The organism is Acidimicrobiales bacterium, assembly GCA_030747595.1.
Taxonomy (GTDB): Bacteria; Actinomycetota; Acidimicrobiia; order Acidimicrobiales; family MedAcidi-G1; genus UBA9410.
In genome coordinates this window covers 1-13,978 of record JASLKK010000004.1, presented here as the reverse complement: position 1 = coordinate 13,978, position 13,978 = coordinate 1, and the positions used below count along the sequence as shown (strand labels likewise).

Annotated in this window: 6 protein-coding genes; 5 read left to right on the top strand and 1 reads right to left on the bottom strand. The window is 63.5% G+C overall.

Annotated features, from left to right (window positions below; all coding sequences use genetic code 11):
• Window positions 1-200: 200 nt before the first annotated feature.
• Window positions 201-1,217 carry a class I SAM-dependent methyltransferase gene (locus tag QF777_03910; protein ID MDP6910695.1) on the bottom strand — a complete coding sequence of 339 codons (1,017 nt, stop codon included), beginning with the start codon at window positions 1,215-1,217 and terminating at the stop codon, window positions 201-203.
• Between the two features lie 141 nt (window positions 1,218-1,358).
• Between QF777_03910 and QF777_03905 the strand changes: the two genes are divergently transcribed.
• From QF777_03905 to QF777_03885, 5 genes are all read left to right on the top strand, one after another.
• A complete protein-coding gene (locus QF777_03905; GenBank protein ID MDP6910694.1) occupies window positions 1,359-1,745 on the top strand; it encodes a PPOX class F420-dependent oxidoreductase in 387 nt (128 codons plus the stop codon).
• Window positions 1,746-1,930: 185 nt separating this feature from the next.
• The gene (locus QF777_03900; GenBank protein MDP6910693.1) at window positions 1,931-2,566 is read left to right on the top strand and encodes a TetR/AcrR family transcriptional regulator; all 636 of its coding nucleotides are present in this window, start codon (window positions 1,931-1,933) and stop codon (window positions 2,564-2,566) included.
• Window positions 2,567-2,781: 215 nt separating this feature from the next.
• The gene (locus tag QF777_03895; GenBank protein MDP6910692.1) at window positions 2,782-7,155 is read left to right on the top strand and encodes a hypothetical protein; all 4,374 of its coding nucleotides are present in this window, start codon (window positions 2,782-2,784) and stop codon (window positions 7,153-7,155) included.
• Between the two features lie 161 nt (window positions 7,156-7,316).
• On the top strand, window positions 7,317-11,750 hold the full coding sequence (locus QF777_03890) for a pentapeptide repeat-containing protein (GenBank protein MDP6910691.1): 4,434 nt from the start codon (window positions 7,317-7,319) through the stop codon (window positions 11,748-11,750).
• 14 nt (window positions 11,751-11,764) lie between these two features.
• A partial coding sequence (locus QF777_03885) for a delta-60 repeat domain-containing protein (GenBank protein ID MDP6910690.1) occupies window positions 11,765-13,978 on the top strand: 2,214 nt, incomplete at its 3' end.

Here is a 13,978-nt window from a genome sequence, read left to right as displayed (position 1 = left end):
GGTGCTTGCGGCCGGTCGGGGCACCAACTCGGACGGGTCAGAGCCGCAGGAGAAGGCAACGGCCAAGATCACGGCGACGGCCAACGATGTTGGGGGCCTACGCACGTCTCGCCTCTGGTCTGCCTTTCTGATTTATCAACAGTTCGCGTCGTTTCCCGACGTCTCGCGACCTGCACGCGGCCTGCCAGAACGGCCTCGAGTCACTCCGGCTTCTGTCCAACGCAGTGCCAGTTGAGCGTCAACAGTTCCTCTTCCTCGGCTTGGATGTAGGACTGGCTGTTTTCATTCAATCGGTTCATCAATGCGTTGGTCTTCTTCGGAATCAGGTGGACCTTGGCGAGAAACTTGAAGACCACCTCGTACTTGTCGAACAGTGCTACCTCTTTTTTTATCATCTCCACCGCAGGCCGCCCTAGGGAGGAGATCAGATTGAAGCCGGCGTTCCTGTACGAGTCTTCCCAGTATTCGTGGTACCAGAACCCTCCGAACACGCACAGTTCGCGGGTGTGCTGAATCAGAGTCTTCTGATGTTGGTTTTCGCGGTCGTAGGCGTCGAGTGCCGCGACGTCATTGATGACGAACATTCCTCCTGGTCTCAGGACGCGAAACACTTCCTTGAAGGTGAACTCATGGTCGCTGACGTAGGTCATCGGCTGGATGGCATAGACGGCGTCAAACGCGCCGTCATCGAATTCGAGTGGTTTGTTGAAGTCGCCAACGGTGAAGTTGGCGCTTGAGAGGTTCGGGTTCTTCCAGGACTTCTCGATCTGAGATCCGTCAAGGTTGATGCCGTAGGGCGTCGCGCCGGTGAGTTCAGCGATGTGTTCGGCGATGGCGCCACAGCCACACCCCAGGTCGAGCACTTTGTCTCCTTGGTCCAAATTGAGATCGTCGGCAACAATCCGCTCGAACAGGATCTGATTCTGGAGCACTGATTGTTCCGGATCGATCTCAGGTGGCATGTACATCTTTTCAACCGAGCCGAGGGTGCAGAGTAGATGTATGACCTTGTACAACTCCTGGAGTTCGTCACTGCTGCCCTGCGGATATCCCTTTAGCGGAACACCGTTGTCATGGTCTGCCTTGGTGTTTTCAGGCGAGTCGACGAACAACTCGTCGTAGGACCGCATGTAGGCATTGAAATCATCGTCGCTGATTGTGAGCAGGCCCCATAGGGCTCCAAGTCGATCGAGCACGGTTGTCGGCTTGTGATCCACATCTTCTCCCTGCTCGTGTTCCTGTCCCGATTCTGTTGACAGTTACGGGCTTCGCGGCGCAAGCCGTAAGTAGATGTTTAGTTCGGATCAGGCGATCGGACAGACTCCACAGAGCACAAGATCGAAAGATCCAAAGGACCCATGTCGATCGCCGACCAGAGATACGTACGCCTCACCACCTGGACCACGGACGGTCATCCCAGACACGTCCCTGTCTGGGTAGTCGAACTCGGTGGCAGCCGTGTGGGCTTCACGACGGGGTCGGGTTCATGGAAGGTCCGCAGGCTCCGCCACGACCCCGCCGTCGAGCTTCAGGCCAGCAACATGGGTGGGACCGTCACTGACGGATCCACCGCCGTGTCTGGCACGGCCGAGGTCGTCGACGGTGTCGCCTACCGGGAAGTTCGCACCGCCATACGGCGAAAGTACGGAATCCAGTATGTCGTCATCTCGTTGGCCGGTGCTTTAGGACGACTCCTTGGAAGGAAACCCGTCGAGGACTGTGCCGTGATCGTCACGCTCGACTGACCGCCGTCGACAGCCGGCCGAAGAAGCCCCAGCCGACGCCGTCACGACGACATCCCATGTGTTGGTGAGCGGACGGGAAACCTGCCACCAGACGGAAACTTCCGGCATTCCATTTGTCGTCTGACAGATGACGTGTGTAATGTCAGCCTGCTGGTTGGACATTGTCTGCGGCGGGAATTTGAGGAATGACAAGAGCAGAGAGATTCGACATCAGCGACGGCCGTGGGGCCGCTCGTCGTGAACGCGCTTCAGTCGAGCGCGAAGCGACGGTTGGTCGCATACTTGCAGGCGCCCGGGCGGTGCTCCGGGAGCACACGGTCTTTGATCTGACTTTCGCAGTGGTAGCAGACGCGGCTGGCACCACCCGCCAGACGGTCCACACGTACTTCCCATCGGTGAGCGACCTCATCTTCGCCATCGCCGACGAGGTGACCGTCGCCTTCCAGCGTGCCGGAACCGAACTGGACGCAGACGCCTCCGACTTCCCCTACAAGTATGCGGACCGGGTGGCCGACATCGCCCTGGCAGACCCGATCCCGAACCGCCAGGTACTGCTCGTCTCAGCCTCACAGGGTCGAAGGGGTTCACCGGCCTCACTGTCATGGGAAGAAGTGCTACCTGTGCTGGAAAAGCGGTCCGCCGTCTCGGCCGATGATGCTGCCTGGCTGTCGTTGACCCTGTTCCGCGGAGCCCTCTTCACCTGGGCCGTCGAAGAAACGTCAAAGGAAGCCCTCAGGGCCGATCTCCGCAAGGTGGCCGACCTGGTGGCGGCCCAACGCCGAGTCTGGTCCGAAGAAGCCGGGCGAGCAGGGAATCTGTGATGTACACACGACACCAGCCGTCACGCCCCCTGAAAGCCCGCCGCAGAAGTGGCGGCAACACCTTGGCGCTACCTCTGCGCTCAAGAGGTCCGTGGGGGTTCGGCCCAATAACGTTGCGTCGCGCTCTCCGCCTGGTCGTACTGGGGTTGGCTTCTGCTGGCGCGGTCGTAGGTGCCTCGTCTCCGGCGGCCGCATGGTCGCCTGACGGCGGGGCTGTGGCGATCCATTCCGACAGCAGCTACTCCGGTTCGGTTGGAGAGGTCCAGGTGGACTCCCAGGGCAACATTTACGCGTGCGGCAACTACCGGGGGACGGGAGACATCGATCCGAACCCTGCGGTGTCGAACCAGTTGTCGGTGACAGGTGGCGGCTCGTCTGTGGTCTCGAAGTACAGCCCGTCCGGGAACCTGTTGTGGCATGTGCTGCTGGACGCGACCGAAGACGACCAGATCCTCGACTGCGCCCTGCACCCGAGCGAAAACTATCTGGCTGTTGCTGGGAAGTTCAAGGGAACCATGAACTTCCCCTCCCAGCCGAACATCACGTCTAACGGTGACTACGACGCCTACGTGGCGTGGATCAGCACAACGACGTCGAATACCGACACGACGCCTCCGAACGGCGTCGCGCGCGGCTTGACCCTCGGCGGCCCAGGGGTCGACGAAGCAAGAGGGGTCGACTACGGCCCAAACGGCAGCATCTACGTAGGTGGCGTCTTTGAAGACACAGCCGATATCGACTGGAAGCGCAACAGTGCGACGAATCGGACGTCGGCGGGCGGCCAGGATGCTTTCCTTACAAAGTTTGGCGGTGCAGCCGGCACCGTGAAGTGGAACAGGACGTGGGGTGGAACCGGCACCGACGCAGTCCACGGGCTAGCGGTCGACCGGGACAACAACGACATCTACATCGGCGGGCACCTGGGCAACCAGGCGTCGGACTACAACCCGGGGTCCGGCGTGGTACTGATTGGCGGCACGTCCGGCGGCAACGGCGGCAACGATTCGTGGATCTCGCAGTTCAGTCCGATGGGGGATCTCCAGTGGGCGAAGAACTTCGGTTCCAGCAGCCACGACAAGGCCTACGCCCTGGCCGCTGCAGGCGGCTACGTGTACGCCACCGGCATCCAGACAGGCCCAAACGGCGACTGGGACACCGGGGCCGGCATCACCACCCTCGGTTCCAGCAGCTACGACCCGTACACCATCAAACTCAACTCTTCCGGACTCACCGAGTGGGTGCGCGCCATCGGCGGGTCCGGCACGGTCGGTACTCCGGCCGGCTGGGCCGTTGCCGTGGACGGGTCCGGCAACGTGTACACCTCCGGCAACTACCGGGGGACAGCCGACCTGGATTCCAGTTCGGGGACGAACATCGTCACCGCTTACGACGCTGGAGGGTCCAAGCATCAGGCGTTCCTCCTGAAACACGACGCTGACGGCGACCCGGTGTGGGAGAAGGACTTCACGTCCCACGGGAATACGTTCCCTTACGGACTGACAACCAGCGGGTCAGACGTGTACATGTCGGGCTTTTTTGCCGACTGGATGGACTTCGACCCGTCCGCGGGTGACTCCACCATCCGTTCAGGAGGAAACTCCGACGGTTTCGTCGCCAAGTACACGTCGGCCGGCGCACTGGCCACCGGCAACCCGGCGGAGACGGCCAACCCGCCGTCGGGCTTCGACGTCATCGACGGGCCCGTGGACGGGGCCGAACTCCAGGGATTCAACGCAGAGGTCGTCCTCGCCACACCGTTGTGCGCCGGCGGCAAGTGGGAGATGGACCACCCACACAACGGCACGTCGGTGCGCCACTACGTCGTCCAGGACTCGGCCCTGGCGGCGTCGGGCCTGGGGATCGGTGCCTACATCAAGTCGAACTACAAGTTCGCAGGTTCCACGATCCCGGACCACAACCTGTTGTGGACCACCAGCCAGATCGACCACGACGGCGGCACGTCGGCACGAAGGGGTGCGTTCAAGCCTCTCGGGTGGGGCGGTGGTTTCGACAAAGACGTGTACAACGCTCAGGATCCGATCACGTTCCAACGCGACGGCGACGGCAGCTTCAAGTGGACCAAGACCGGAGAGTCGGCGTGGTCGGCGAGCACTGTCGACTACGACGGTTCGGGTAGCTCCGCTACCGGAGTGGTCCCGTCAGGGTGGAGCGTCTACATGGCCTTCGCGGCCAAGAATCGGAACACCACCCGGACGTTGACCAGCGAGCAGCTCAACATCTCGCACTCGAGCTGTGGGTCACCGGGCTTCACCGTGACCCCGTCAGCCGGGTCCACCGGCGTCTCTGAGACCGGAACGACCGACACGTTCACCGTCGTGTTGACCGACGCTCCGTCTTCGAACGTCGTCATTAGCGCTACAAGCAACGACACCGGCGAGGCGACCGTGTCAACGGCGTCCCTTACGTTCACCACTGGCAACTGGAACACCGCCCAGACCGTCACCGTCACCGGCATCGACGACGACGTCGACGACGGCGACCAGACGTCGACAGTCACACTTTCAGTCAACGACTCCAGTTCAGACGACAACTTCGACCCGTTGGCTGACCAGACGGTGTCGGTGACCACCACTGACAACGACACCGCCGGTTTCACCCTGTCAGGCACCACCGCGTCGGTGTCTGAGACCGGAACGACCGACACGTTCACCGTGGTACTGGACTCCGAACCGACCGGCAACGTCGTGTTCTCCCTGTCGTCCGCCGACACCGGCGAAGCCACCGTCTCACCTGCGGCTCTCACGTTCACCTCGTCTAACTGGGACACCGCCCAGACCGTGACCGTCACCGGGATCGATGATTCAGCGTCGGACGGCAACCAGACCACCGACGTCACCGTGACCGTCAACGACTCGTCGACCGCTGACAGCACATATGACGCTCTTGGTGACCAGGCCGTCGCCGTGACCACCGCTGACGACGACTCGCCGGGCTTCACCGTCGCAGCCTCAGGGGGCGACACGACGGTCACAGAATCTGGGGGAACGGACACGTTCACCGTGGTCCTCAACGCCCAACCGACGTCGGACGTCGTGCTCGACGTTTCTTCCGGGGACACCGGAGAGGCGACCGTGTCAACGGCGTCCCTGACGTTCACCGCGTCGAACTGGGATACCGCCCAGACCGTCACCGTGACAGGCATCGACGACACCGACATTGACGGCGACCAGACCACGACGCTCACCGTGACGGTCAACGACGGCAGCTCGGACAACGCCTTTGACAGCCTCGCCGACCAGACCCTGTCGGCCACCACCGACGACGACGAAGCCCCACCCCCGACGACGACGGCACCACCGACTACCACGGCACCGCCTACGACGACTACGACTCCGCCGCTGGGGACGGTCAGCCTGTCAGCTACACCGTCATGTGCGTCAGCGACGTTGAACTGGGCTCCAGGGACCACGTCGGGACTGCAGTCGTTCACACTGGCAGCAAAGTCGCCTACCGGAGGCTGGGTCACCCACAGCACCCACCTGCCAGGTGACCGTACGGCCACCATCGACAACATGGTCAGCGGGCAGCACAGCTTCCAGATACTGGCCACCTACACCGACGGGACCTCGAAGGCCTCCAACGTCGGAGCTGTGACAGTTGCCGACTGCCAGGTGATCGTGCTACCACCACCGACAACGGCACCACCACCTACGACAACCACGACCGCACCACCACCGCCGACTACGACAACCACGACCGCACCACCACCGCCGACTACGACTACCACGGCACCGCCTACGACAACCACGACCACGGCACCACCGGCGACCACGGCACCACCGGCGACCACGGCACCACCGGCGACCACGGCACCACCGGCGACCACGGCACCACCGGCGACGACAGCGCCTCCTGCACCGACAACGGCGACTCCGACAACGGCCGCACCGTCACCGACGACAGCGGCTCCGACTGAAGACCAAACGGAACTCGCCCTGAGCGAAGGAGATACCGATGGTGACGGCCTCACCGACGACGTAGAAGCAGAGAGGGGCACTGACCCCACCAACCCGGATACCGACGGAGACGGGATCAGCGACGGCAGGGAAGTAGCTGACCTGACAGACCCATTGGACGCGAATGATCCTGGCTCCGACGATGACGGCAGCTTCCTTACCAACCCTGGTGTCCTCGCAACAGCTGCGGGTTTGGTAGCGGCAGCTGGCCTGGGGCTGACCGGATTCGGATCCAAGATCGCCGCCGGCCTGGTGCGGTTCCTGTCCGGGACAGGCTTCGGGTTGTTCCTGATCGGCTTGTTCCGCCGCGACAAGCGCCCCGGACCACCCATCGACTTCTCCGTTTCCACGGAAGGTTTGATAACCCGCCTGTCATGGGTTGCACCGACCACAGGCGGCCCGCCGGACAAGTACGTACTCGAAGGTCGCAGGGACGAAAAATGGCAAGAAGAGCTCGACTTCGACGTGAACAACACCAGGGTTTCCATCCCCACGTCTGAGACCGAAGGGGCTCAGGCCTGGCGTCTCAGAGCAGCCAACGAACATGGCATGGGTAAGCCGTCCGACGAGGTGACCGCACTTCCGGTCGAAGAGAGCCCGGAGAACACATGAACGGTCGGCGGAGGCACTGGGGTCTAAGACAGATGGGGAATCTGAGCATGTGTAAGAACATGGCGAAAACAGTGGCAACTATGACGCCCCTGGGAAGGTCCAGCGCAACACGCGCCGTTGCCTTCCTGGCAGTGTTCTCCACCCTGCTTGGCTCATGGCCCATGGCAGCAGTCGCCCAATCTGCAGGTGTGACGGTTTCCAAGAACTCTGCGGCCCCCACCGAAGCCGGGACAGCTGATTCGTTCACCGTGGTCCTAGATACCCAACCTTCGTCGAGCGTCACGTTCTCGGTAACGAACTCGGCCCCCACGCAGGTGACGGTCAGCCCGCTGTACCTCACGTTCACCAACGCCAACTGGAACACAGCCCAGACCGTCACGTTGACGGCTATCGACGACACGACGGAGAACGAAACTGCGCCGGCCTCCGTGACCCTGGCGGTCCTGGACGCTACGAGCGACGACGCCTTCGACGACTTACCGGACGTCGTTGTCGACGTCGCTGTCGTCGACGACGACTTCTGCGGCCTCAAGGTGGTCGAGTCAAACGGGTCGACGGGTGTCACCGAGGCAGCCACCCTCGACACGTTCACGGTGGCCCTCGGGGCCCAGCCGACCACCGACGTTGTCGTCTCGGTGGTCAGCAGCGACACAACCGAAGCCACGGTCAATGTCGCACAGCTCACGTTCACCAACGCCAACTGGTCGACAACCCAGACGGTCACCGTCACCGGGGTCAACGACGCCTTAGGGGACGGCAACCAGACGCCGGCGGTCACCCTGGCCATCGTCGACGCCTCGTCGGACAACTGTTTCGACTCGACTGCCGACACCGTCGTGTCGGTCCGGGTCAGTGACGACGACAGTGCCGGCTTCACGGTGGTTGAGACCGGCGGTTCGATCGCCGTGACCGAGGCTTCCACGGTCGCTACGGCAACCGTCGTCGGCAACACCGACACGTTCACCGTCGTGCTCAACAAGGCCCCGACCTCAGATGTGGTCGTCAACGTGACGTCGTCGGACACCGGGGAGGCCACCGTGTCGGCGGGTTCGTTGACGTTCACCAGCGCCAACTGGGACACACCGCAGACGGTGACGGTCACCGGCGTCAACGACACCGACATCGACGGCACCCAGTCCCTCACCGTCACCCTGGCCGTCGTCGACGCGTCCTCTGACGACACCTACGACACGGTCGCCGACTACACCATCAGCGCTTCTGTTGCCGATGACGACGCCCCGGTCGTGACGACTACGACCGTTGCACCACCGACGACGACGCTGCCTCCGCCTACCACCACGCAGCCACCTGCGGCGACGCCGTCAACCGGTGAGACCTGTGACCCGGCCCCGTACGTCAACTGCCGGAACGGCGACCTTTCCAACCGGGTCGTGATCCCGTCGGACCTGTCGTACGCGACCCTCGACGGAGCCAACCTGTCGTCATCGATCATGTTCTACGGAAACCTGAAGGGCGCCAACTTGAAGGGCGCCAACCTGTCGTCGGCGACACTCGTCAACTCCGACATGGCCCAGGCCGACCTGACGGGCGCCAACCTGACGAGCACCAACCTGACCGGCTCGTTCCTCTACGGAGCGAACTTCTCAAACGCGAACATGTACCTGTCGACGCTCACCAACGCCGAACTTCCGTACGCCACACTGCGGTACGCGAACCTCGTCGCAACCAATGCCGGCAACGTCGAACTGGTGCGAGCCGACCTGGTGCGGTCCGACCTCCGGTTCGCCAACCTGGCCGGAGCTGACCTGTCCTACGCCGACTTGTCCAAGGCCGACCTGACCGGTGCGAACCTGACCGGGGCCGACCTGACCGGATCGAACCTGTCGGACGTCAACCTCTACGGGGCGAACCTCACCAACGCCAACCTCACCGACGCAACGCTTGCCCGGTCGAACCTGTACATGGCGACCACCACTGGCGCATACATGGACGACGCCGGGCCAACCGATGGGCGCCTGTCGTTGACCACCCTCGACGGAGCGACTCGCCAATGGGCGATGCGCGCCGGTAGTGGGATCCAATCGGCGAACTTGACCGGCACCAACCACACCATGGCCGCCACGGGACTACGGGGTGACCTGTCCGGCGCTGACCTGTCCGGCCTGCAGCTGCGCAACAAGGACCTGTCCTCGTTGAGCTTCCGGTCGGCGAACCTGACCGGAGCGGACCTGGCGGGGTCGACCCTGACCGGGGCGACGCTGGCCGGAGCCGACCTGACGGGTGCAACAGTCTTCTCGGTAACGCTCACCGGTGCGAACCTGGCCGGCGCCACCCTGGTAGGCACAAACCTGGCCAGTTCGAACCTGTCGACCGCTGACCTGACCGGGGCGGACCTGACGGACGCAACGGCGACTTCGACCAACCTGACCAGTGCAGACCTGACCGACGCTGACCTGACCGGCGCGGATCTGACGAACGCCACTATCTCGTATGCGACGCTGGTGCGCACCATCCTGACCGACGCCGACCTGTCCAGCGTGACGGGCACGTCGGCCACCCTGACCTCGGTATCTGCCGTCGGGTCGTCGCTGGCTTTTGCCAATCTGACCGGGTCGACTCTGCTGCACGGTTCATTCGCTGGCGCCAACATGTTGGTGACCCACTTCGACACGGCGACCATCACCGGCACGGACTTCACGAACGTCACGGGTTCCTACACGACGTGGACGTCAGCGACGCTCTGGCGACCAGACTTCACGGGCGCCGACCTCACCGGGGCGAACTTCACCAGCGCCACGCTGACCACCGCCACAGCTGCTGGAGTCGACCTGACGGGCGCCAACCTGAAGTCGACAACGTTCACGGACCTGACAGCCGTCGGAGCTGACCTGGACGGGGCCACCCTCATCAACACGAGCCTCACCGGGGCGATCCTGAACAACGCATCGATGGTCGGGGTTACCGGCAGGTACTCGAGCCTGGCTGACGCCACCATGGACGGGGTCGACCTGACGGACGCCGACCTGGTGTGGTCGAACTTCGACAATGCGACCGCCTGGGGCGCCAATCTCACCGGGGCCAGCATTGTCGACTCGAGCTTCAACCGGACCAAGTTCGCAGGTGCAGACCTGACGGATGCAACCTTGACGAGGTCGAAGATGGGGAGCGTGAACCTGCGGGCCGCCGACCTCACGGGCGTTGACGTCAGCTACAGCGACCTGACGGCAGCGAACCTCTGGTACACCGACTTCTCAAACGCTGACCTGACCGGGGCGATCCTTACCGACGCCTCCGGATGGGGCATCGACATGGCCGGAGCGGACCTGACCGGGGCGGTAATGACCCGTTCAGGGCCCTACGTCGCCGGGTTCCTGCACGTGTCGGACATCTCTGGCGCCGACCTGACGGGCGCTGACCTGTCAGGTGTCGATTTCTCCAATGCACGCACGTACGGGGCCCGCCAACAGGCCTGGACCCGGTGGCCGTCGGCAATGGAGGTCCCCGAGGGTGTGGTGTCCCGCGTCCTGGCTGACACCGATGCCGTGTGCGACCTGTCGGCGTTCGGCGACTGCGACACCGCCGACCTGAGCCACGTCGACCTGGCGGCCAGGAACCTGGAGTTCGCCAACCTTGCTGGGGCGGACCTCGCCGGCGCGGACCTGACGGGCGCTGATCTGACCCGGGTCCGGATGTCTTCAGCAACGTTGACGGGAGCGAGCCTGGCTGGTGCCCAGCTCGACTGGGCCAACCTGTCTAGAGCCACGCTCGTCGGAGCGGACCTGACCGGAGCGAACCTGACGGACGCTGACATGTCTCGGGCCGACCTGACGGGCGCTGACCTGTCAGGAGCGGACCTGGCTGGAGCGAACCTGACGTACGCACGCCTTACCGGTGTGCGCTGGACTGGCGTTACAGCTGATACGGACACGAAATGGCCGGCCGGGTTCCGTTTCACCCCGCCTTGGTCTTCGATCACCGTTGCTGCAGCACCCGCGCCACCTGCACCCTGCGTACCGGCAGCAGGAGTGACGTGTCCTGCATCCAACCTCAAGGGCACGTCACTTGCCGGGTCCGACCTGACCGGTTCGGCTTTCGTCGGCGCCGTGCTCTCACAGGTTGACGTTCGATCGGCCACTTTGGACGGGGCGGACTTCACTGACGCCAACCTGTGGGACGCCAACCTGAGTCGGGCTTCGGCAAAGGCAGCGAACTTCACCGGGGCGTCGCTGTACGGAGGCGACCTCCGCAAAGCCGACTTCACCGACGCAATACTCACACGGGCCAACCTGGGGTACACCGACCTTTACCAGGCCAACCTCAACGGAGCTGACCTGTCTGGTGCGTCGCTGAACTACGCGAGCGGCCGGTGGACCAACCTCCTGGGAGCGGACCTGTCGTCAGCAAGCCTGGTCGAGGCCAAGCTTTCATGGGCGACCCTGAATCTGGCAGACCTGACCAACGCCGACCTGACCAACGCCAACCTGAAGCGAGCCAACCTGTCCGGCGCGGACCTGACCGGAGCCACCCTGACCGGCGCCACCCTGACCGGAGCGTTTGCCTCTTCGACAACGACCTGGCCGGCCGGGTTTGACCCACTAGCAGCCGGAGTTATCACATGGATAACAGGCAACTAGTAGAGAGCCGAAGCATGCAGCGAACCTCTGTGATCTGGAGGGCCGGCAGGGGTGCGGTAGCGCTGGTGTTGGCGCTGGCGACGCTGGTGGCCTTCGCCGGGCCTGCCTGGGCTGACACGCACATGGACGAGAGCTTCTCCGACGACGGGGCCAGGATCTTCAACCGGACGTCCAAGAACGACGAGGCCCGCAGCCTGGCGTTCCGGTCCGACGGTTCGGTGGTGGTCGGTGGTTGGGACGACAACAACCATTCTTCGTGGAAAGCGTTGCGGATGGTGACCATCGCCATTGCAGCCGATGGCACCGGCAGTGGCCCCTTCTCCAGTTCACACCCGGGAGTTGCCACGCCATGGACTCAGACGGCAGATGGTGCCAACCCCCAGACCGACCGTCATTTCTGGAGCCCCTTGACCGACTCGGCCGAAGAGGTCCTGCTGCTCTCCGACGGCCGTTACGCCTTCGTCGGACATGCCGGTGACAGCATCAACAAATACGACTGCGTCGTGATGGTGCGCAAAGCCGACGCGTTCCTAGACAACAACTTCTCCGGAAACGGGAAGAAGTCCGTCCGGTTCAGCACCTCCAACAACGACCAGTGTTACGCGGGGGCGCTCCAGTCCGACGACAAGATCCTCGTCGGAGGTTGGGTGTACACGTCAAGCTCGACCGGTCGGAACCTGGCGCTGGCCAGGATCAACCCGTCGGACGGTTCATTTGACACGAGCTTCGGTTCGGGCGGCAAGGTGACCTACAACGCCGGCGGCAACGGCGAACACATCAAGGCCATAGACGTCCAGCCTGACGGCAAGATCCTCGTGGCCGGTACGACGAACGCTTCGGGGACCAACGACTTCTTCGTCGCCCGCTACACGTCAGCCGGCGTTCTCGACACGAGCTTCAGCGGTGACGGCATCCACGTGTTCAGCATGGGGGGCGTGGACTACCTGGAGGGCATGGACCTGCAGTCCGACGGCAAGATCGTCGTCGGCGGCTACTCCGGCAACGACTGGGCGGTGGCCCGTCTGACGACCAGCGGGGCCATGGACACCTCGTTCGGCGGTGGTGACGGCATCACCGTCACCAACTTCGGCGGCACCGAAGAGGCAACCGAGGTGATCGTCGCATCGGACGGCAAGATCCTGCTCGGCGGCTACACCAACGCTGCCGGGAACCATGACTTCGCGTTGGTTCGCTACACGTCGACCGGCGTTCTCGACACGACGTTCAACTCCGACGGTGTCGCTACCCACGACTTCGGCTCAAACCGGATCGACAAGGCCCGTGCCATGGGGATCGCCGCCAACGGCAACGTCCTACTGGTCGGTTCCACGAAGTCCGGCGGCGACACGGACTGGGGTATGGCCCAGTTCATTTCGTCGACCCAGGTCGGCACACCGGGCTTCACCGTGTCCGAAACGTCACGGACGGTGTCTGAGACAGGATCCACCCAGACATTCACCGTGGTGTTGACCGGGCAGCCGTCCTCAAACGTCGTCATCGACGTGGCGAGCAACGACACCGGCGAGGCCACCGTGTCAGCGTCGTCGCTGACGTTCGCCAACTCGAACTGGGACACACCGCAGACGATCACCGTCACCGGCATCCCTGACTTCCTCGACGACGGAGACCAGACCTCGACAGTCACGCTTTCGGTCAACGACGGCAGCTCAGACGACGACTACGACTCGTTGGCCAACAAGACCGTGTCGGTGACCACGACTGACATCGACTTGGCCCCGGCCTTCACCACAGCGATTACCGCCGGCAACACCTGCAGTACCGGGTGCGCGACCATCGGCCTAGCCGAGGGAGGCAACACCGGGACGATCTCGGTGGTCCTGGGCACCGCCCCGGCCGGAAACGTCGTATTCGACGTGACAGCCAGCGACACCACCGAAGCGACCGTTTCCACGGCCACGCTCACATTCACCAACTCGAACTGGGACACACCGCAGGTCATCACCGTCAGCAGCGTCGACGACGACCTCGACGACGCCAGGCAGAACTGGACCGTCACTGTTGCCGTCAACGACGCTGCATCCCACGACGCCTGGGACTCCCTCGGCGACCAGGTGACCAACGGTAAGACCACCGACGACGACACCGCTGGCGTCACCGTCTCCCAGAGCGACGGCTCGACCGTGGTCTCCGAGGCCGGCACCGCCGACGTGGTGTCAGTCGTGCTCAACACCCAGCCGACGTCGAACGTGGTCATCACCGTGGCCGGT